Source organism: Micromonospora andamanensis (assembly GCF_016863495.1).
Lineage (GTDB): Bacteria > Actinomycetota > Actinomycetes > Mycobacteriales > Micromonosporaceae > Micromonospora > Micromonospora andamanensis.
Window position 1 is genome coordinate 166597 of sequence record NZ_BOOZ01000015.1, and the last position, 21172, is coordinate 187768.

Sequence of the window (21172 nt, forward strand, 5' to 3'; positions counted from 1 at the left end):
CGGCAACGCCTGTCAGAACGGGTGCGGGTCGATGACCCGGCGTACCGGTCGTCCCCGCTTCAGTTCCGCCACCGACGGGTGGTTGCCACCGATCCTGGCGACCACCGCCTCGATGGCCTCGTCGACCCGCGCCTGGTGGTCGACGCCGTGCAGCCGGCGCTCGACGAGGGCGTGGTTCGCCCGGCACCGCAGGGTGTGCGGATGCGCCGGACCGAGCAGGCTGGTCAGCAGGTCGGCGGCGGCACTCAGCAGGGCGAGCGCCTCGGCCGGCTCATGCCGGTCGGCCTCGATGACGGCCACGTTGATCTGCGCGGCCAAAGTGTACGGATGACTGTCGCTCAGCACCGCCGCAAGCCCCTCCCACGCCTGCCGGGCCGACGACCGGGCCCCGTCGACGTCGCCGCGTGCCCGTACCGCGGCAGCGTGGTTGTTGAGGCACACCAGGCTGTGCGGATGCCGGTCACCGAGCTGCCGTGCGTACGCGGCGCGCACCGCGCTGGTCTCCGTCTCCGCCTGTTCCCAGTCGCCCAGCTCCAGCAGGGTCACCGAGCGGCTCAGTCGGCAGGCCAGCGTCTCCGGATGGTCCGGCCCGAGGATCTCTGCCAGCCGGTGGTAGGCCACCTCCAGCAACTCGCCCGCCTCGCCCGTCCGGCCGGCGCTGCGCAGCGAGACGGCCAGGTTGGCGTTGGCCTCGTACACGAAGCGGGTGTGCTCCCCCATCACCGTCGCGTAGACATCCCGCACCTGGGTCAGCAGCTCGACGGACCTGTCGTAGTGGCCGGCGTCGCGTAGATCCCGCCCGAGGGAGGTCGCGGACTGAAGCGTGCTGAGGTTGTCCTCGCCGAGCAGCTGCCGACGCCTGTCATAGACCTCCTGATCCAGCCGCAGCGCCTCGGCCACGTCGCCCATCAGCCGCCGCGAGACCGCCAGGTTGCTCAGGGCGTTGAGGGTACGCACGTGGTCGTCACCGAACTCGGTACGCCAGGCCCGGTAGGTTTCGATGTCGCGCTGGAGCGCCTCGGGGTAGCGGCCGAGCCCGCGCAGGTCCCCGCCGAGACTGCCGGCCGTCATCAGTGCGTCGGCATGGTCGCTGCCGAGCAGGTCGACCTGCTGGGCGTGGACGTCCCGGTCCAGGTCGTAGGAGTCCTGGAACGCCCCCTTGTCGCGGAGCACGTTCGCCTTGTTGAACCGCAGTTGCAGGAGCTGCACGAGCACCTCCCGGCGCACCGGTTCCGGTAGCTGCCGACCCAGGGCGCGGGTCCAGGCGTCCTCGACCCGCTCGGCCACCTCCAGCCCGCCGTCGGGGTTGCCGCGTACGAAGAAGTAGCGGACCTGGTCGACGAGCAGTTGCCGGACCGGGGCGAAGTCGCAGGTCGTACCGTCGGAGACCTCGACGTGCGGCCACAGCATCCGGTACTTGCGCCACTCGTCCTGAAGATCGACCTCGCCGAGGGTACGGGCTGCCGCGGCGATCAGCAGGTGCACCTGGTGCTTGGCGTCCTCGATCTCGGCCTCGGTCATCCGGGAACGCACCACCGAGTGCAGCAGCCGGTGGATCACGATCCGGGTGCTCTCCCGTTCCGTGCCCTGGCTGTCGTACTCGCTCTGCTGGTCCAGGCGCAGCAGCGCCAGCCGCTTGATCTGCTCCACCAGCCTGTTGATCATGAGGCGGCTGGTCACCGTCGGGTCGATCGCCCGCAGGTGCTCGGCCATCGCGGTGCTGTAGACGATGTCGAGCGAGATCTCGGGAGCCATCACCGAACAGAGCTGCAACAGGCGGTACGCGGCCGGCCGGCGGGTCGCCAACTGGTCCAGCGACAGCCGCCAGGCCGCCTCGACCCGACCGATGTCGGTCTCCGAGCCCAGCGCGCCGAGGTCGCCCTGCTCGATCGCCGCGAGGTACTCCGACACCGGCGAGTGGGTCTCGACAAGCCACGCCGCGGCGGCGGCCACCGCGATCGGCAGATCACCAAGCGCCTCGGCGATCCGGTTGGCGTCGCGCTCCCCCAGGTCGGGCAGCAGGCGGCGCAGGTGGTTCACGCTCTCGGCCCGGTCGAACACATCCACGGGTACGACGTGCGTCTGCTCCAGCCAGCCCGGCCCCTGAGAGGTGATGACGACGTGTCCCGGCCCGTTGGGCAGCAACTGCCTGATCCGATCCAGCCGCTCGGCGTTGTCGAAGACCACCAGCCAGCGCAGCCCACCCTCGCCTCGGGACAGTGCCTGCTTCACCGTCTGCGCGCCCTCACGCACGCTGCTGGGCAGGTTCATGCCGAGGCGTCGACCGAGGTCGTAGAGGCCACCGTCGACGTCGGAGGCGACGTCCGCGTCGATCCACCAGACCACGTCGTACGCGGCCCGGAACCGGTGGGCGTACTCGGTGATGAGCTGCGTCTTGCCGAAGCCGCCCATGCCCTGCAGGACCACGGGTTCGGCGGCGTCGCTCTGCGCGCGCAACAGCCCGCGCAGCGACCCCAGCAGCGCCTCGCGGCCGGTGAAGAGCAGATTGCGCGGCGGCGCCTGGAAGACGGTGGGCGGTCGGCCGGGGTAACGTGGCGCGCCCACCAGGAACTCCGCCTTCGGCGGCGGAAAGCCGACCAGGTGCAGCAGTTGCTCGGCGGCGGGCCGCTCGTCCAGCCGTCCCAGCCGGATGGAGTTGACCCCGGTCGCGGGGATCGAGGTGGACTGCGCGGTGCCGACGTGCACGATCAGCGGGCGACGGGCCGGGCGCATCAGGGCCGCGTTGAGCCCCAGCTCGACCTCCTCCGAAGCAGTGTTGATCACCAGTGGACGCGCGGCGACAGCGACCCCCTCGAGGCGTCCCGCCGGGCCCGGATCGTGCACCTGGACGCCGGCCTCCCGCAGCACCCAGGAGATCCATTCGGCCCAGCCCACGCCCGCCACGTCGTACCGCAGCGCCACCTCGGTCTCCCGGACCGCCGCCATCCGTACGAACTGCGCCTTGACCCGCACCCGGTCGGCCTCGTCCATGGTGGGCAGCCGGGTCACCCGCCCTTCGCTGATCACCTCGGTCAGCTTCTCGAAGGCACCGAGCAGGTTGCCGGGCGCGCCCGAGCTGTCCTCGATCGTGGCGAGCGTCTCCTCGTACGCGTAGTAGGCGAGGTACGGCACCTGCACCTGGGCCCAGTAGCGGTCCCGCGCCACCTCGTCGAGGTGCGCCGGCAGGCCGTCGAAACGCTGCCGGGCCACCAGCCGACCGGTGTCCGCCTTGAGCTTCTCGGCCGGGTCGATCCGCATCGCCACCGGCAGCACCCGGATCCGCCGGGGCATCGTCTTACGGCTGATCGACTGGGCGACCTCGGCGGCGCCGTCGATGCCCTGCTCGCTGAGGGTGAAGCAGGCGACCAACGTGTCCGGTAGGTGCACTGTGCAGATGTCCGCCACGTCGCTGAGCCCGGTTCGGCTGTCGATGAGCGTGTAGTCGTAGGTGCGCTTCATGTCCGCCCGGAGCGCGTCGAAGAACGCGCCACCGGCCAGCACCTCGTAGAAGTGGTCCCAGTCGAGTCCGGAGATCGACCGGCTGTAGCTGTGGTTGTGGCGGCCCGCGCCGAGGAAGTCGAGTGTCCCCCCGGGTGGCCACCGCCAGTTGATCGAGAAAGCGTGCCGGCGTACGTCGGCGAAGCTCGCGTGCCGCAGCTCGCCGGGCCCGGCCGGGTCACGACCCGCCGCCTCCTTGGCCGCCCCTTCGTAGCCGACCAGCATGTCGATCACACCACCGGCGCCCCGCAGCATGCCCTCGTGGATGAACGGCCGGTAGAAGCGGTGCAGTCCCGGCGACTCCAGGTCCCAGTCGACGACCAGGACCCGGTGGCCGTTCGCGGCGAGTATCCACGCCGTGTTCGCCAGCGCCATGGTCCGGCCGGTGCCGCCCTTGTAGGAGTAGAAGGTGATGATCTGACCGTTCCGGGCGTCCGTCATGTCGGGCTACTCCTCCGGATGGCTGTTCGACCGTGGTCGGGGCGGGTACCGGCGCTCCACCAGGTGTTCGTCGTCGAAGTGGCGGACGGCCCGGCCGATCGCGGCCGCGATGACGGTGAGCGGATCGTCGGCGGCGGCCATGATGCGGGGTCGGGCGACGGGTCGGGCCTGCCGGATGCCCCGCCCGCCCTCCTCCGGCGCACGGACCGGCTCGTCCCCGGCCGGCACGATCAACGGCTGCACCCAGGCGGGCAGCCCGTCCAGCAGGTGCCGCAGGTCCGCCCCGGTCTCCGCGTCGACCCACGCTCGTTCCTCGACAAGCAACACCGCAGGCCGCCGCCCCAGCTGGTCGTACCCGGCGCTGAGCTCGACCAGTTGCACGTCGAACCTGGCCCGGTTGACGCCCCCGGCCACCTGCGCCGCGACCGCGCGCAGTCGATCGGGATGCTCCGACGACGCCGCAGCCTGAACACTGTCGACCGGATCGGGCACCGCGGGCGCGGCAAGTGTCGCGACCACGAACGCCGGCCTCGCCTCCCGTGGGCGGGGTGGCGGCCAGTGGGTGCCCGGCGGGCCGCCCCGCCCTTCGGCCAGCTCGACGATCGAGTCACCCAGGTACGCCAGGACCCGCTCGTAGGCGTCCCGCTCACCCCGGCGGCGGCTCAGCGCGATGAGCCCGGTCTCGGCGTACTGCGGCACGTCCGGAATCGGGGTGACCGCGGCCCGGCCGGCCGCCCCCGGCGTCACCTCCCACAACACCGGCAACAGGCGCTGCCCGGGCAGGCGGGAGTGCAGCGTCGCCGGCTGGCGGAGAAACACCGACCGTTCCGCGGCGGCGACCTCGTCGGTGTCGTAGCTCTCCGAACGCAACGCGACGAACACCGCGACCGTGGCCAGCGCCCGCTCGATGCCCGCCGCCGATCTGGTCGAGGGGTCGCCGCAGGGTCGGAACATGCCGGTACGCCAGTGTGGTCGCTCCCTCGGCAGCTCACCGACAACCCGGGCCAGGTCCTCGAACACCGCCCGCTCGTAGTAGTCGAGTTCGGCGGTACGGTCGACAGTGGGCGGATGCGCGTGGCTGAGGAAGAAATAGCAGGGCGGCTGCCCGGTGGGCGACTGTGTCTCGTCTGGCGTCATCGAGGTCGCTCCCGAGTGGGAGCGGCTGAGCCGGGTCGCACCGCCACTCCCCCAACCGTCTGCGCGTCAGGCGAGCATCACGATACGTGAAAGGACCAACACTCACCAGCAGCGGCGGTGACGGACCATCCAGCCGACCGCGAAGTCGACAGCGTGGCGTACCGGCATGCTTCGCGCGACGGCGCCGCCGACCCGACCGTGGACCACCACCGGCTCGGGTGCCTGCTCCAGCGCCTGACCGAGCCGGTCGAAGTCGCTGTCGTCGAGGTCGAGACCGGTGAAGTCCATCCGCACCCGGCTGTCGCCGTCGCGGACGAAGCAGCAGTAGGGGCGGGTCCGCCGGTCCGGCAGCCGGTACTCGGCGAGGTGATAGGCGGTGCAGACCCGATGGTCCACGCCCAACAGCAGCACCGTCGCGTCCGCGTCGTACAGCGCGCCCAGTGGGGACCGGTCCCCCAGATGGCAGTCGAGGTCGTGGACCCGCATCAGCTCGGCCGCGCCGTGGCCGACAGCGGCGAAGGAGGTCTGCGGATGTCGGCTACGGACAGCGGCCGGGCTCTGCCGGACCTGTTCGGCGAGCACCCCCATCCCCCTCGACGGGGTGATGGCCGGGTCGAACGCCTCGATCCGGTCGATGTGCCGAGCCACCTCGGTCGGCGTGAGCCCGGTGGTCGCCGCCCGGAACTCGGGACTGGACGTCGAGTTGTACGCCGTCTGCGCCGGTACCACCACCGCGGCCCGCCCGACCACCCGACGCAGCGCGGCGAGCAGTGCCGCCGCGCCGCCGTCGACCGGACCGACCGCTCGCATCGACGCGTGCACCAGCACCGCTCGCCTCGGGGCGAGTCCCATCGCCGCGAACTGGTCGCACAGCTGTCGGGTCGAGGCCACCGTCGCGGTACCGGTCATGGCGTCAGCGCCTCCGCTAGCCGGCGCACGAACCGGTCGCCCGCCGGGGTCAACGCGCCGCAGCCCAGCAGGGCGTCGGCGGCCTGCGCGGTCCACGCCTGGTACTGCCCGTAGCGCTTGTGCGCCGGGCCGCCCGGGGGCTCCTGCCCCGCTCGCTGCCGCCACATGTCGGTGATCGCGAGGTGCGCGTAGGTGCCCTGGAGCACCCCCTCGACCGGACGCGGGTCGGCCCGCCAGCCCACCGCCAACCGGAGGGTGGGGCTCGGCGTGTAGAGGTCACAGAGGTCGAGCAGAGCACCGAGCACGCTGTGCTGGAACTCATGCGCGATCATCACGGCCATGGCGGGGGCGTCGGCCAGCGCGACGCCTACCGACGCGAACGCCTGCCGCGCGGTGGAGCTGCGCAGCGTACCGGTCGGATCGTCGACAAGCGGCACCACCGCCCGCAGCCCGGTCAGCACGGCGGCGGCCTGATGCGGCAGGTCGGTCTCGATGCTCGACCAGGCGGCGGTCAGGACCTCACCCCAGCGGGCCAGGGTCGGCGCGTCGGGCCGCTCCGCCGCCTTCCAGTCGTGGCAGTCGCGGTGGGGATCGAGATCCTCGAACAGGATCGTCGAGCCACCGAAGTCGAGCCGGCGGTTGGCCTGCCACCGCCCGCCCGTCACCTGCGGCACGCTGGCGTCGAGGTTCCCGTCGAAGGACACCCGGGTCGTGCCGGCGGCGTGGCGGATGCGCCACGTTCCGGGCTCGACGGTCAGCACGGCCGTAGCGGTGACCGGTTCGGCGACCGTGACCGCGCCGAGCGACGGGAGGTGCAGCACCCCGGACCGGATCGGCACGTCGAGTTCGACGCTGACACCGGCACGCACCGCAGCCGCCGCGGCGACGCAGGACAGGTGGTCACCAGCCGTCTGGTCGGTGCCGAGCTGTCGCCGCGCGTCGACGGCCCAGACCCGCACGTACGGATGTCGCAGCGTCTCCTCAACGGCGTCGGGAGCGTCCCGGTCGAGCCGGACCAGCGCGTCCCACCCGGTCCGCCCGGTCGCCGGTGCACCGTCGGCCACCTCGACGAGCATCGCTCGGGTGATGGCGAGCTGGGATTCGGCGAGGAAGCGGAGCGCGTCCGCGTCGGTACGGCCGGCGGCGATCCGGTCCAACAGCCCGTCGGGCAGGTCCGTGCCGTCCTGATCGACGGGCTCGGTGGCGGCGACAGGTCCGCCTCGCTCTCGTGCGCTCAGAGACACGATCAGCTCCTTGAGGTCGGCGCAGTAGGCCGACGGGTTGTCGAAGCCGGTGCCCTCGCGGTACCTGTGGGCGAACAGCCCACCGCCACACTGGGTCACCACCGGGCAGGCTCGGCACTGGGCCGCGAGCCCGGCCAGTCCGGTCTGCCGGAGCGCGATCTCGGGCAGTCTCGACACCTCGTCGACGGTGTGCGTGAACACGCTGAGACCGGTGGCCGCAGCTCCGTCGTACGCGGTTTTCAACGAGTCGACCTGCTCCCAGGTGCCGTCGGTCTCGACGACCACCAGGTCCGCCGGGTCGAGGCCGACCCACTCGCTGCCGCTGTGGCCCCCCGCCGCCGTGGAGTACAGCGAGTCGAACAACCGGATCGGCATGGGCCGGCCGTCGGCCGACCAGCGGTCGTGCACCGCCAGCAACCAGTCCGCGTACGGTGTGGCGCGCCCGGCCGGCCGGTACGGCGGGTTCGCCCAGGTCGCGTGCGGCAACAGCAGGTCGAGTCGGGGTGGCCGGACGGCCCGCAGCGCCTCGTAGACGGCGATCGGGTCGTTGCGGAGATCCACGGTGCAGAGCACGCCGGCGAAGAGCCGCCGGTAGGCCGGCCGGTTCAGCAGCCCGATGGCCCGCAGCACCTGTGGGTGACTGCTGGCGCCGGTGGCGAAGCGCCGGTGCCTGTCGTTGGCGGCCCGGTCACCGTCGAGCGACACCCCGACCTGGACGTCGTACTCCGCGAACAGGTCACAGTACGGCTCGGACAGCCGGATCCCGTTGGACTGCATCCGCAGGTCGAGGCGGCTGACCGGCTCGATCCGTCGGCGTAGCGCCGCCAGCACCTGCCGCATGCGGTCAAGCCCCAGCAGCAGCGGCTCACCGCCGTGCAGGACGACGCTGACCCGCCGCAGACGGTGGGCCGCGGCGTGCTCGGCGATCCGGTCGGCGACCGCTGCCACCGTGCGGGCGTCCATCACCATCGGACGACCGCGCCAGCTCTGGTCGGCGTGCTCGTAGACGTAGCAGTGGTCGCAGGCCAGATCACACCGGCTGTGGACCTTCAGCACGTACTGGCTGATCGGCCAGGCCGTCCCCGGTGACCCGCTGGTCGGCACGACGACCGGGGCCTAGGCGACAGATCCGAACCGGGCAACCTCCACGCCGCCCTCGGCGTCGTCGCGATGACGCATGACCGTACGGGTCACGTCCACCGCCCGGGCCACCGGGATCTCACCCAACGGCCGGCGTCGCAGCTCAGCAAGCCGCTCGGCCATGCTGACGTGCTGGTTCTCGATTATCTTCACGGTCTTGATCTTTCTGGGCGGAGCGTGGGCACCATGATTCAGGTTTGACGTTCTCTCGATTTTTCCGGCAGGAGCGGCACCGACGGATGATCACCCCGACGAACGGCGCAGGTCCTTCCCAGCACAGCATGATTCACCGACACCGGGGAAGAACATATCCATTCGGTGGAAATTGCCCAGCCTGACATGCCGAGATGTCAGCAGCAGGATGGAATCACCAGGAGGCCCCCGGCTCCAGCGGCCGAAGTCTATACAACAACTCGCGTCCGCTCCGGCTCAGTCTGCCCGAGTGTTCGAACGGTTCGAGCGCCTCCCGCGCCTCGGTCCGCACCGCCGCTCGCGCCGGCTCCGCGAGCACCCGGCTGACCAGCAGCAACGACTGTGCCAGCTCCTCGGCCAGCTCGACGTTCGCCGGTTCCCTGGCCCGCAGTTCGCGGCGTACGTGCGTCGCCGCGCTGAGCAGCGTCTCCGCGTTGCCGGAACGAGGTCGGGTGGCACCGCTGAGGGCGAGTTCACCGAGCCGCTCGTAGAAGGACGCCAGGTGCCTGGCGAAGTGGATGCTTCCCGGTTCGGCGGCGAGCATCCGCTCGGCGCGGGTGCGACCGAGCCGGTAGTACCGTTCCGCCCCTTCGCCGTCGCCGCGCCCGGCGGCGAGCACGCCGAGTCCGGTGTAGAAGAACAACGCGTCGCGGACGAACGTGGCGTTGCGGGGCTCGACCGCGAGCAGGTCCTCGGCGACCCCGAGCCCCAGCTGATAGTGCCGCTCAGCGTCGGCCGGCTGCCCCTCCTGGACGGCCAGATCACCGAGTCCGCCGTGGCAGACCAGCAGATCATGGGAGAACTCGGTGTTGCTGGGTTGCACATCGCGCAGCCGGCGCCGGATGTCCAGCGCCAGTTCGTAGCGCCGCCGAGCCTCCGCGAACCGCATCGCCTTCGCCGCGAGATCACCCAGGCGCTCGTAGGAGACCGACAGGTCACGGGCGAACGTGACGTTGTCGGGGTCGTCGCCCGACAACCGCTCCCGTAGGCCGTGGCCCCGCTCGTACAGCAGCCGCGCCTCCGTGGGATCGCCGCTCTCCAGCGCGAGATCACCGAGCACGTCGTAGGAGATGGAAAGATCCCGGGCGAACGTCGAGTTCGTCGGCTCCAGCGCGTACAGACGCTCCCGCATGGCCAGCACCTGCCGGTACAACGCCTCCGCCCGCACCGGGTCACCCGCCTCGCGGATCGCGTCGGCGAGTCGTTGCCGGGACACCGCCAGGTCCCGGGCGTAGGTGCTGTCCCCGGGATGCGCCTTGTGCAGCCGCTCCCGGATGGCCAGGCCCTTCTCGTACAGTCCACGCGCGAGTTCCGGCTGCCCCAGCCAGGCCGCCAACCGCCCCAGCTTGTTGTAGGAGATCGACAGTTCACGGGCGAGGTGGTCGTCGTCGGGGCGTGCCCAGGAGAGCCGCTCGCGGATGCCCAACGCCCGGGTGTAGAGCGCCTCGGCGCGTTCGCTCTGCCCGGAATCCCGGGCCAGGTCACCGATCCTGTTGTACGAGGTGGACAGTTCGATCATGCCGGTGTCGCCGCCCGGTCCGGCTCGCGCCGCCGCCTCCACCTGCGCCTCCACCCCGCCGGCGAGCAGCCGTTGCAGACCGATCGGAAGGTCGAGGGTGCCCGGCCGGTCGTCACCGCCGTACGCCCGGGCCTCCGCCCGGTCGGCGAGGCGGGTGTGCCTGTCGAACAGCGCCGCGGCCACCGGCACGGCGGCTACCGGGTCGCTGGCCGCCAACCGGACCAGCAGATCGAGGCTACGGGCGACCTGCCCGTCGTCGGCCAGGTCGAACACCGCCGCGAGCAGCCCGCGTCCACCGTCGCGCTGGTGGGCGAGGGTCTCGGCGACAAGCGCCTCGCCGAGCAGGTCCGGGCGGACCGGGTTGATCCGCAGCGGCCCGGCGTACAGGTCGGCGAGCCAGAGCAGGGTCTCGCCCCGCAGGGCGGCCCGGCGGTCACCGCGCAGCTCGGGCAGGATCTGGAGCAGGTCGTCGGCCTGGTCGTCGTCCTCGGCACCGGCGAGGCTGGCCAGGGCCACCGCCGCCCGGCGGGTCCGTTCACCCAGGGCCGCCGGTGCCTGCCCGTTCCAGTGGCGCGCCTCATGGTCGAGCGCCCGGTCGACGGGCGGCCGGTCACGCACCGCGTCCTGGTCGGACAGAGCCCTGTCGAACGCCTCCAGCAACACTTCCAGCGGCACCTCGTACCGCTTACCGCCGAGCGGCGGCACCTGAGGCGTCGGCGGCGACTTCTCGCCGAACCAGGCACGCCGGAACGCCCTGAACGACGCCCCGTAGAGGTCACGGCGCTCGGCAAGCGGTAGACCACGGATCGCGATGGGGTCGCCGCTCCCGCTGAGGATCGTCCGGAGTGCCGGCTCGGCCCCCTTACCCAGTTCCCGGACGATGTCCGCATTGCCCGCCTCACCACGGGCCGTCGTCCTGGTCAACAGCACGACCCGCACCGGCGCGAGCTGACTGGCGTTGCGTCGCAGCTTGTCGAGCAGCGTCCGCAGCGTGTCGACAGCGATCGCCTCGACATAGTCGATCACGATCAGCCGGGGCAGCGGCAGCCCGGCGACCTCCTGAACCGCGCTGTGCAGGGCGGTCAGCTCGGTCCACCGTACGACCAGCCAGCCCCGCCGATCCATGGCCCGGCACAGTTCGATGGCGTGCCGGGTCTTGCCGGCACCCCCGACACCGGCGAAGCGCCACACCTCCATCGGGGTGGGGCGCTCGCACCACCGTACGGCGTGCGCCAGATCCTCGTCGCGCAGCCGGTACGGCACCACCCGCGCGTCGGCGAGCAGCATCTCGGCCGGCAGCGAGCCGGGCATCCGGACGAACCCCTCCCAGTTCGGCCGCAGTTCCGCCGCCACTGGCACCGGTACCACCGCGTGCCACGTCCGGCGGTCGGCCAGGACCGCCTGCGCGCCGAGCCGCAGCAACTCGTGCCCGTGGGTCACCAGCGACTCGGGCACACCGGGCAGCTCGCCGAGCAACGCCGAGATCGGTGCGGCCCAGCCGCCCAGGTCGCTGTCGCGGTCCCGGGTGCCGGTCACCACCCCGACCACAGCCCGCCGGGACGGGCACAGCAACGGCGCGCCGGACAGGCCGGGAGCCGCCTGGCCCGCCTTCAGTCGGAAGAACCCGTCGCCGTCGACACCCTCGAAGAGGAACCGCGCGGGAGCGCCCGGCGGCGGGCCGGTCACCTCCCGCGCCGGAAATCCGTAGGCGTGGCAGTCGTCGCCCAGCGGCTCCCCGTTCGCCGTCCACACGACCGGGTGTCGGTCCACCCACGGCAGCTCCGGCTTCAGGCGCAGCAGTGCGAGATCCGGAAACGGCCACAGGATCGTGCGTTCCGGCGGGTCGGAGTGGGCGGCCACGGTGGCGCTCACCGCGCCGTCGCCGACGTCGGCGGCGGCGGGCGTCACCCGGACCGACGTCCGGAAGCGGTGCCGGTGTCCGTCGAACACGACGTGCGCGGCCGTGACCACCCAACCTGGTGCGATGAAGAATCCACTGCCCAGCAGCGTCCCGTCAGGCCCGGTCACCCGCACCACATGCCGCCGGAGCTGACGGGAGGCTACCGCGCCACCGCCCGGCAGTTGGTCGGACCGGGTCACGAACCGCCTTTCCAGACCAGAGTGATCTTGAAGGTGGCCGCCCCGTCACCCGCCACGATCAGGCCGGTGAGTGGGCCCGCCTTGGCGGTCAGCGACAGGCCGAACTCGACTGTCGCCTCCGCCGGCTTGGCCCGCTGCCAGGCCCGCGACAGCTCATCGGCGATGACTTCGACAGTCTCGCGGACACCGTCGAAGGAGAGCAGCCTCGACGGTGAGACGTTCTCCGGCCCGCCGCCGTCCAGTAGCTCCGCGAAGAACACGACCTCTCCGGACCGGATCGGCTCCACATGCGTGCGCCGAGAATGATCAGGTTGCATGCCGCCACCCCTCGGAACAGAAGTCGACTCACCTTGCATGGTGACACGCGCGATCACCCCGATGCCGCCGCGGAAACGGGTCAGGAGAAGCGGCGTCCCTCGTCACGCCGGTACGCCCAACCGGCGAGCGCCGCCAGCCCGACGATCCACACCCCGAACATGATCATTGACAGTGGTTCGGGCCGGAAGTCGCCGACCGCCGTCCACATCAGTTCCACGGCTCCCCGCGTCGGCAGGAACGGCGCGATCGCCTCGATGAAAGCGGGCGCCTGACCGGGCGCGGTGAGCAGACCACCACCCACGGCCAGCGGGAAGAACACCAGTTGGGCCACCACGATCGCCGCCTTGCTCGGCAGGGCGTACCCGATGCTCAGCCCCATCAGCGTGAACGGAACCGAGACCAGTGCGACGGTGCCGGCGGCGAGCGCGAACCCCGCCACTGTGGTTCGTGCCTCGGTGAGCAGTGCCGCGATGAGCACCACCGGAAGCAGCGACAGGTAGGTGAGGGTCAGGCCGGCCAGCACCCGGCCGGCGAATCGGGGCGCCGATCCCACCGGCAGGGTCCGCAGGTACGGATCCCACGGCTGGGCCCGGTCCTCGGCGACGCCGACGCCGTACTGGAAGACGTTCGCGCTGAGCACCGCGAAGGTGACCATGGCGGCGGTGGCGTAGGTGGCGCCGACGGCGTTGTCACCGACGGCCGGCACCACGAAGAAGAGCATCGCGACGGCGGGGAAGAAGGCGCTGCCGAACACCGCGACCGGGGTCCGGGCGAGTTCCAGCAGTTGGTAACGGGCGTGGGCCAGGGCGTACTGCACGGCGGTCTCCTCAGGCGGTGGTCGGTACGCCGGCGTCCGCCGGCCGGCTGTCGGCGGTGATGGTGAGGAACGCCTCCTCCAGTGAGGTGGGTCGGACCTCCAGGTCGCGGAAGGCCACACCGGCGGTGACCAGGTCGCGAACCAGTTGGTCGGCGTCGCCGGTGAGTAGATGGATCCGCTCCCGGTCCCGTTCGACCCGGACCACGTTCGGCAGGGTGGGCAGGTCGTCGGCGGTCAGGCTGACCCGGCGCAGGCCGACCACGCCGCGGATGGCGGCGACGCTGTCGTCGGCGAGCACGCGGCCCTGCCCGATGACCACCACCCGCTGGGCCAGTGCCTCGATCTCCTCCAGGTAGTGGCTGGTGAGCAGCACCGTGCCGCCGTCGGCGTGGAAGGCTCGGATCGCGTCCCACAGCGCGTGCCGGGCCTCGACGTCGAGGCCGGTGGTCGGCTCGTCGAGCAGGACCAGCCGGGGACGACCGACGAAGGCCAACGCTACCGCCAGCCGCCGGCGCTGCCCTCCGGACAGACCACCGGTCTGCCGTCGGGCCAGATCCGCCAGGCCGAACCGGTCGAGCAGCTCGGCCCGTGGGACCGGGTCGGGAAAGTGCGCGCCGACGAAATCGACCACCTCACCGACGCGCAGCGAGCCGGGGAGCCCGGTCTCCTGCGGAGTGACACCGACCCACCTGCGGTGCGCCGGATCGCGGGGATCGCCGCCGAACAGCAGCACCCGCCCGCCGGTGGGCCGGCGCAGCCCGACGAGCAGGTTGAGCAGGGTGCTCTTGCCGGCTCCGTTCGGGCCGAGGAGGCCGACCAACTCGCCGGCCGACACGTCCAGGTCGACCCGGTCGAGGGCCAGGACGTCACCGTAGCGTCGGGTGGCCTGCTCGGCCCGGGCGAGGATCATGGCGTCTCCTTGGAATCAGCGGGTGCGAGCAGCGCCCGGATCGCCTCCGTGTACTCCTCGAAGGCCAGGCGGCCCCGGCGGGTGAGGGCGATCAGGGTGACCGGGGTACGACCCCGATGGGTCTTGGTGACGGCGACGTACCCGGCTTCCTCCAAGCGCCGCAGGTGCACCGAGAGGTTCCCTGCGGTCATCCCGAGGACCTCCTGCAACCGGGGGAAGGTCACCTGATCACAATCGGGCAGCGCGGAGAGGGAGGCGACCACCCGAAGCCGCGCCTGGGCGTGAATGACGGGGTCCAGTTCGGTCACCGTCGACTCCGACGGCGAAGCCAACCGAGCGTTCCGGCGAGGAGCATCCCGCCACCGCCGGCCACCGCGACGACGAGGGCGTGCCAGCCGGGGCCGGCGATGGTGCCGATCAGGTTGACCATGGTGATCCAGACACCGAGCAGGAACAGCCGGTGGTCCAACCAGATCGCGCCGCCGGCCATGTGCAGGATGCCGGTCAGGCCCACCGCGAGGGCCGACCACAGCAGGCCGACGAGATCCGGCGGGAGACTGTCGGACAACCGACCGGCGAGCACGAACAGGGTCAGGAAGCCCAGCCCCCACGCCCAGCCGTACCAGGTGCCGCGCCGGGCGGACTCCCCGGTCACCTGCCCGTACGCCCGCGCGCCGGCCACCGCGGTGACGATACCGGCGACGGTCAGCAGGACGAACAACACTGTCAGCGGCAGCCATGAGGGCATCTCGACCAGGGGTGTGTCGCCCGGCGAGTAGTAGAGGAAGTGCAGCCCGAAGCCGAGCAGCCAGGCCAGTCCCCAGGGCCAGTAGTAGGTACGTGGGTCCGGCTCGAACTGGCGGGCTGCGGTCGCCCGCTGTTCGTCGATAAGTCGTAGGGCGGCGGCCGCGTTCTCGGGAGGCAGGTCTTCGTCGGCGATCACGCAAACTACTTTAAGACGCAAAGTCAAGCCCGCCGACGAGGCCGCACGCCGCACCGCGCGTCGGTCTGCGGACCGGCTGGCGTCCGCAGACCGACGCGAGCCCGGTCAGCGTCCGCAGGTCAAGGTGATCGCCTGTGGCACCGTGCTGGCCGACGCGAGCAGCCCGAACGTGGTGGTTCCACCCGGCCCGACGGTGCCGTTGTACGGCGCGTTGCCGACCGTGACGTCAGCACCCGCGCTGTCGGGTACGCCGCCCCAGACCGACTGGAGCCGCTCGTCGCCGGACCATCGCCACCGGACGAGCCAGCCGTCAAGCGATTCGCTGCCGGTGTTGCGGACGGTGACCGTGGCGACGAAGCCGCTGCCCCAACGGGCGTCGATGGTGGCCGTCGCGGCGCAGGGAGACAGCGGTTGCGTCCGCACCGGACCACCGATCACGTACGGATCACGCCGATCCCTGGCGTCGCTGAATCGGAACCAGTACTCGGTGTCCGGGAACAGTCCATCGACCGTCACCTGCCCGTTGCGCTCCAACCCGGTGACCGCCTTGACCGCCGGGTTCTGCCACTTCGCCGCGTCGTCGCGGCTGGTGAAGAGCAGCACGGTCATCGGCAGGTCGTAACCGCAGGGCGGGCCGCTGAACATCAGGGAGTAGCTGATGGTGACGGTGGTGGCGGTGGTCCCGGTGACCATGCCGGTGATCGGGAGTGCCGGCGGACACGCCACGGTCGGGGTCGGGGTCGGGGTCGGGCCCCCGGTCGGGTTCGTGGTCGGGCTCGAACTCGGGCTCTGGGTCCACAGGGGGACCGGGGTCGGGCCGGCCGGGGTGTCGGCGGCACCGGCCGCCGCGACTCCGGCGACAGCGGTCAGGGTCACGGCGGTGAGCACCACGCCGAACGTGCGAAGCATCCGTTACCTCCAAGGACGGCGGCCGGCCGGGTCGGCGGTGCACCGGCCCCGCTGGCCGATCCGGTTGCCGACCACCACGTGCGGACAGCTGGCAGGTGTCGACAGCGGACGTCACAGTGGCGGCACGACGGGGAAAAGGCTGCCCGGACCGGGTGACACGCGCGGCGCGCCCTCGCCGTCGCGCGACCGCACCGGCTCCCGGGTGCGGTCGATGAGCCCGAGTCTCGCAGTTGACGTCAATCGATACAACAGCGCGATGTGTCCTTCCGGGCACCGTCGGCGACGGTCAGCCCATGGACTTCGCACCGTCGATGGTCTCCCGGATGATGTCCGCGTGCCCGGCGTGCTGGGACGTCTCCGCGAGGATGTGCAGCAGCACCCGACGGGCCGACCAGCGGGCGCCCGGTTCGAACCAGGGCGCCTCCGGCAGCGGGTGATCAGCGTCGAGGTCGGGGAGGGTGGCGCGCCACCTCGTCGGTACGGCGCGCCACCTCGTCGTACGTCGCGAGGATGCCGGCCAGGGTCTCCACCGGCAGCATCTGGAACGACTGGGCGTGACGCTCGTAGGCACCCGGGTCGTCCGAGCTGCCCATCACCACCGGGCCATTGAGGATGAAGTCGACCCAGTCGCGCTCGATGTGCGCCACGTGCTTGATCACGCCACCCACGCACAGCTCGCTCACCGTGCTGCGTTCGGCGGCCTGCTCGTCGGTCAGGTCCCGCGCGGTGTTGCGCAGGTGGAAGCGGTGCTGGCGCAGCGCCTGAAGCAGATCGGCGCGCTCGGTTGACATGTCGATTCCGGTCACGGTCAGCCCTTCGTCGGCGGTCAGCCCGATGGTATTGGCCGCCTCCGACACTCCCCCTCCATCGCCACCGCTCCGCCTACGACGCCGCCAGCGCCTCGCGCATCCGGTTGATCTCGACGCCCTGCTCCACCACGACGCTGCCGGCCAACTCGTTGACTGTGACGTCGGAACCGAGCGTCAGCGCCTCCTTGCCCATGTCGATAGCGCCCTGATGATGATCGGTCATCATGGCGACGAACATCTTGTCGAACTCGGCGCCCCGGGCAGCGGTGAGGCGGTTCAGCGCCTCGGCCGACTGCATGCCGGACATCCGGTGCCGATGGTCGCCCCCGGAGTCGCGGTCGAGGCCCCGGTCGGTCAGCCACGCCTCCAACACCTTGATCTCCGGCCCCTGAGCGGCCAGGATCCGATCCGCGAGGATCTTCAGCTGCGGGTTCTCGCCCCGTTCCGCCACCAACCGGGCCATCACGAGCGCCTGCTCGTGGTGCGGAATCATCATGGTGACGAAGCGGACGTCGGCGTTGTTGTGCGGTGGGCGCGGCATCGCCGACATCTCGTTCGCCGGCAGTGACGCCGCCGGCTCCCCGGGACGTCCGGGCATCAGCACCGGCGCGGTGGCATCGGGTAGGCCGGGCAGTTCGATAGGCGCGGGGGTGCTCGATGTCGTCGCCGGCTCCGGGTCGCCGTCCGGCCACCAGATGACGAGCGCCACCCCGGCGGCCAGCACCGCCAACGCAGTCAGCTCGATCAGCACCAGCCTGCGCGAGCGCCCGAGAAGCTCCCGGATCCGTACCCCCAGCACCACGTGCCTCCCAGCGTCGGTCGAGGTTGGCGGGGATGTTAGCGCGGGGCTGACCTGCGGCGGGAGGGTAGTGGACGGCGAAAGGATCGGTTGGCCCCACCTGCGGCAATTTGCACCGCGACTGCGCCCTCCGTGTTGCTGAACCGTGACCACAAGGCCGTCGATCTTCCCGTCCCGGCGGCGTTACGGTCCCGCTACCCCTGCTCATCCTGACGAAGGGTGTCCTACATGTCCGATCCAACCCCACGAGGGAGTCGAAGGCTGGCGATCAGCCTGGCCGCCACCGCCGCCCTTCTCCTCACCGGGGCCGCCGCCGCGCCGGCGAGCGGCGCCGCCGAGTCCGCCACGAACGCCGTCCCGGGGATCGACGAGATCGTCAGCTCCCCCAACCTCCAGCAGATCGCCAACATCCCGAAGTTCGGTGGCTTCGCCAGCGAGAGCGCGTACAACTCGGACCTGGCGTTCCAGGGCGACCACGTCTTCGCCGGCAACTACAACGGCTTCAACGTCTTCGACATCAGCGACCCCGCCTCGCCGCAGGTGGTCAGCCAGGTCGTCTGCCCCGGCGCGCAGGGCGACCCGTCGGTCTTCGGCAACCTGCTGTTCCTCGCTGTCGACTCGGCGCGCAGCGACGACTCGTGCGCCAGCAGCAGTGGTTCGGTGGCCCAGGAAAGCTCCTGGGAGGGCGTCCGGATCTTCGACATCAGTGACAAGACGAATCCGCTGTACATCAAGTCGGTCCGCACCGACTGCGGCTCGCACACCCTCACCCTCGTCCCGAGCAAGGACGACCAGAGCGTCTACGTCTACGTACAGTCGTACAGCCCGTCGAACAACGCGTTCTACTGCAAGCCGCCGCACGACAAGATCTCGATCATCGAGGTGCCGCTGGACAACCCGACGAGCGCTTCGGTGGTGGCCACGCCGGTCCTCTTCCCCGATACCGCCGGCAACACCAACACCAGCGGCTGCCACGACATCACCACCTACCCGGAGCTGGACCTGGCCGCCGGTGCCTGCATGGGCGACGGCGTGCTGATGGACATCTCCGACCGGGAGAACCCGGTGATCCTCAGCCAGGTCCGGGACACCAACTTCGCGTTCTGGCACTCGGCCACGTTCAACAACGCCGGCACCAAGCTGATCTTCACCGACGAGCTCGGCGGTGGCAGCGGCGCGATCTGCACCAGCAACTACCGGACCAACCAGGGTGCCAACGCGATCTACGACATCGTCGGCAGCGGCACCGACCGGGAACTGGTCTTCCGGAGCTACTTCAAGATTCCCCGGGAGAACAGCAGCCTGGAGAACTGCGTGGCGCACAACGGGTCACTGATCCCGGCGATGGGCCGCGACATCATGGTCCAGGCGTGGTACCAGGGCGGTGTCTCGGTCATCGACTTCACCGACTCGGCCAACCCGGTCGAGATCGCCTTCTGGGAGCGGGGCCCGCTTTCGGACACCCGCCGCATCCTCGGTGGTGCCTGGTCGACCTACTACCACAACGGATACATCTACTCCAATGACATCCAGAAGGGCTTCGACGTCCTGAAGCTGGACGACGCGCGCACCAACAACGCCCGCGCGGTGGCCTTCGCGGAGCTGAACGTGCAGACCCAGCCGAGCTACCCGGCCTGCACCACGGTCCTCACCGGACGGCACAACGGCAGCATGACCATCAGGACCGGAATCACCTGCATGGACGGGGTGACCCAGAACGGCGCGATCAAGGTCAACCCGGGTGCCGGGCTGATCGTGTTCAACTCGAACCTGAACGGCTCGATCCACGCGGTCAACGCCTCGGTGGTGTCGATAGTGGAGAGCCGGGTGAACGGTTCGGTGGACGCCATCGGTGCGACCATCCGGGACAGCAGGATCAACGGTTCGGTGCGGACGAGCTGACCCACGGCGCACCGCTCAGACAGCACCAGCGCTCCGGCCCGGCGGACCACCCGCCGGGCCGGAGCCCTGCCACGGGGCCGCACCGGGCGGGACGACCCGACGGCTGCCCTTGACCGTGGACGGTGATCGGCTTAGCTTCATCGATCAGGAAGGTCTCTTTACTGATTTCGCCTCACCCCTCCCGGGAGTGCCGATGCGATCATTCCGTCCCCGCCGCCTCACCGCCCTCCTCGCCCTGAGCACCCTGCTGATCACCGCCGCGCCGCCGGCCGCCGCCAACGCGAGCGGTAAACCGGGCCGCAGCGACGGCTACCACCGGGTCGGCTACTTCACCCAGTGGGGCATCTACGGCCGGGCGTTCCCGGTGAAGAAGCTCGACACCTCCGGCGCGGCGAGCCGGCTGACCCACGTCAACTACGCGTTCGGCAACGTCAGCGAGGACGGTAGGTGCCATGTGGACGGCGGGCCGGGTGAGGGTGACGCCTGGGCCGACTATCAGCGCCCCGTCCCGGCTGAGGAGAGCGTCGACGGGGTGGCCGACGCCTGGGGTGAGCCGCTCAACGGCAACTTCGGCCAGTTGGCCAAGCTGAAGGCCAAGCACCCCGGCCTGAAAGTGATGATCTCGCTGGGCGGATGGAGCTGGTCCACGTACTTCTCCAACGCCGCCCGTACCGACGCCTCCCGCCGGGCCTTCGTCTCGTCCTGCATCGACCTTTACCTCAGGGGCAACCTGCCGATCCTGGACGGTGGCAGCGGCGGTCCCGGTGCCGCAGCCGGCGTGTTCGACGGCATCGACCTCGACTGGGAGTGGCCGAACTGGCCAGGTGAGCCTGGCAACGTCATCCGCCCCGAGGACCGGGAGAACTTCACCAAACTGCTCGCCGAGTTCCGCCGGCAACTCGACGCGTACGGCCGGCAGACGCGCCGCCACCACCCGCTGACCGCCTTCCTGCCGGCCAACCCGGCCACGATGGACGCGGGCTACGAGGGACGCAAGATCTTCAAATACCTCGACTTCGCCACCGTGCAGGGCTACGACTTCCACGGCACCTGGGAGACGGTGACCAACCAGCAGTCGGCGCTGCGGGTACCGAAGGGCGCGCCGGACGACCCGGACTTCTCCGTGGAGGTGGCGATCGACGGCTGGATCGCCCGCGGGGCGCCCCGACACAAGCTCGTCCTCGGCATCCCGTACTACGGCCAGGGCTGGACCGGCGTCAGCGGTGACGGAAACGGGCTGTTCCAGCCGGCCGCCGGGCCCGCTCCCGCCACCCACGCCGCCGGGTTCGAGGATTACAAGCAGCTCAAGAACCTGGCCCGCGACGGCTTCACCGTCCACCGCGACCTACGCGCCGGACACGCCTGGCTCTTCGACGGCACGACCTTCTGGACGTACGACGACCCGGCGGTGGTGTGGCAGAAGACGCTCTACATCCGGCGGGCCGGCCTGGGCGGGGCGATGATCTGGTCGCTCGACGGCGACGACGACCGCGCCACCCTGACCAGGACGATAAGCCTGGGGCTCGGCACCGGATAGCCCCGCCGGCCGCCGCCCGCCGCCCCGCACCGGCGGTGGGCGGTGGGC

The 21172-nt window shown here is 70.9% G+C and carries 16 protein-coding genes and 1 pseudogene; 2 read left to right on the plus strand and 15 right to left on the minus strand.

All coding sequences use genetic code 11. The annotated features are described in order from the left end of the window. Positions 1 to 12 precede the first annotated feature (12 nt). From fxsT to Van01_RS15695, 15 genes are all read right to left on the minus strand, one after another. Positions 13 to 3939, minus strand: a complete 3927-nt coding sequence (gene fxsT, locus Van01_RS15630) for an FxSxx-COOH system tetratricopeptide repeat protein (RefSeq protein ID WP_204007504.1) — start codon at positions 3937 to 3939, stop codon at positions 13 to 15. Positions 3940 to 3945: 6 nt separating this feature from the next. After that, on the minus strand, positions 3946 to 5076 hold the full coding sequence (locus Van01_RS15635) for a hypothetical protein (protein WP_204007506.1): 1131 nt from the start codon (positions 5074 to 5076) through the stop codon (positions 3946 to 3948). Positions 5077 to 5178: 102 nt separating this feature from the next. Next, positions 5179 to 5985 (minus strand): AAC(3) family N-acetyltransferase, encoded by an 807-nt coding sequence (locus Van01_RS15640; protein ID WP_204007509.1) that lies wholly within the window; start codon positions 5983 to 5985, stop codon positions 5179 to 5181. Continuing rightward, positions 5982 to 8333: an FxsB family cyclophane-forming radical SAM/SPASM peptide maturase gene (locus Van01_RS15645; protein WP_239099102.1), complete on the minus strand. Its 2352-nt coding sequence runs from the start codon at positions 8331 to 8333 to the stop codon at positions 5982 to 5984. The genes Van01_RS15640 and Van01_RS15645 overlap by 4 nt, the downstream gene beginning before the upstream one ends. A 12-nt stretch (positions 8334 to 8345) precedes the next feature. Then, a complete protein-coding gene (locus Van01_RS15650) occupies positions 8346 to 8522 on the minus strand; it encodes a hypothetical protein (protein WP_158240206.1) in 177 nt (58 codons plus the stop codon). Positions 8523 to 8736: 214 nt separating this feature from the next. Further along, positions 8737 to 12180: a tetratricopeptide repeat protein gene (locus Van01_RS15655; protein ID WP_204007510.1), complete on the minus strand. Its 3444-nt coding sequence runs from the start codon at positions 12178 to 12180 to the stop codon at positions 8737 to 8739. Continuing rightward, the gene (locus Van01_RS15660) at positions 12177 to 12440 is read right to left on the minus strand and encodes a CU044_2847 family protein (protein ID WP_204007512.1); all 264 of its coding nucleotides are present in this window, start codon (positions 12438 to 12440) and stop codon (positions 12177 to 12179) included. The genes Van01_RS15655 and Van01_RS15660 overlap by 4 nt, the downstream gene beginning before the upstream one ends. A gap of 137 nt (positions 12441 to 12577) precedes the next feature. Further along, complete coding sequence (locus tag Van01_RS15665) at positions 12578 to 13315, minus strand: ABC transporter permease (protein ID WP_204007514.1); 738 nt, start codon at positions 13313 to 13315, stop codon at positions 12578 to 12580. Positions 13316 to 13325: 10 nt separating this feature from the next. Beyond that, the gene (locus tag Van01_RS15670; protein WP_204007516.1) at positions 13326 to 14225 is read right to left on the minus strand and encodes an ABC transporter ATP-binding protein; all 900 of its coding nucleotides are present in this window, start codon (positions 14223 to 14225) and stop codon (positions 13326 to 13328) included. Next, positions 14222 to 14533: a transcriptional regulator gene (locus Van01_RS15675; RefSeq protein ID WP_204007518.1), complete on the minus strand. Its 312-nt coding sequence runs from the start codon at positions 14531 to 14533 to the stop codon at positions 14222 to 14224. The genes Van01_RS15670 and Van01_RS15675 overlap by 4 nt, the downstream gene beginning before the upstream one ends. Then, positions 14530 to 15168 (minus strand): transporter, encoded by a 639-nt coding sequence (locus Van01_RS15680; RefSeq protein ID WP_204007520.1) that lies wholly within the window; start codon positions 15166 to 15168, stop codon positions 14530 to 14532. The genes Van01_RS15675 and Van01_RS15680 overlap by 4 nt, the downstream gene beginning before the upstream one ends. A gap of 105 nt (positions 15169 to 15273) precedes the next feature. Continuing rightward, on the minus strand, positions 15274 to 16077 hold the full coding sequence (locus Van01_RS15685) for a cellulose binding domain-containing protein (protein WP_204007522.1): 804 nt from the start codon (positions 16075 to 16077) through the stop codon (positions 15274 to 15276). A gap of 286 nt (positions 16078 to 16363) precedes the next feature. Beyond that, a complete protein-coding gene (locus tag Van01_RS33780; protein WP_373306264.1) occupies positions 16364 to 16507 on the minus strand; it encodes a mycothiol transferase in 144 nt (47 codons plus the stop codon). Positions 16508 to 16514: 7 nt separating this feature from the next. Further along, positions 16515 to 16934 carry a mycothiol transferase gene (locus tag Van01_RS33785; RefSeq protein ID WP_373306263.1) on the minus strand — a complete coding sequence of 140 codons (420 nt, stop codon included), beginning with the start codon at positions 16932 to 16934 and terminating at the stop codon, positions 16515 to 16517. Positions 16935 to 16959: 25 nt separating this feature from the next. After that, on the minus strand, positions 16960 to 17685 hold the full coding sequence (locus tag Van01_RS15695; protein WP_204007524.1) for a DUF305 domain-containing protein: 726 nt from the start codon (positions 17683 to 17685) through the stop codon (positions 16960 to 16962). Positions 17686 to 17913: 228 nt separating this feature from the next. Between Van01_RS15695 and Van01_RS15700 the strand changes: the two are divergent. Together Van01_RS15700 and Van01_RS15705 are read left to right on the plus strand one after the other, a co-directional pair. Continuing rightward, positions 17914 to 19305, plus strand: a pseudogene (locus Van01_RS15700) (LVIVD repeat-containing protein); the annotation flags it as partial. Between the two features lie 475 nt (positions 19306 to 19780). Beyond that, positions 19781 to 21124: a glycoside hydrolase family 18 protein gene (locus tag Van01_RS15705; RefSeq protein ID WP_204007528.1), complete on the plus strand. Its 1344-nt coding sequence runs from the start codon at positions 19781 to 19783 to the stop codon at positions 21122 to 21124. Positions 21125 to 21172: the final 48 nt, after the last annotated feature.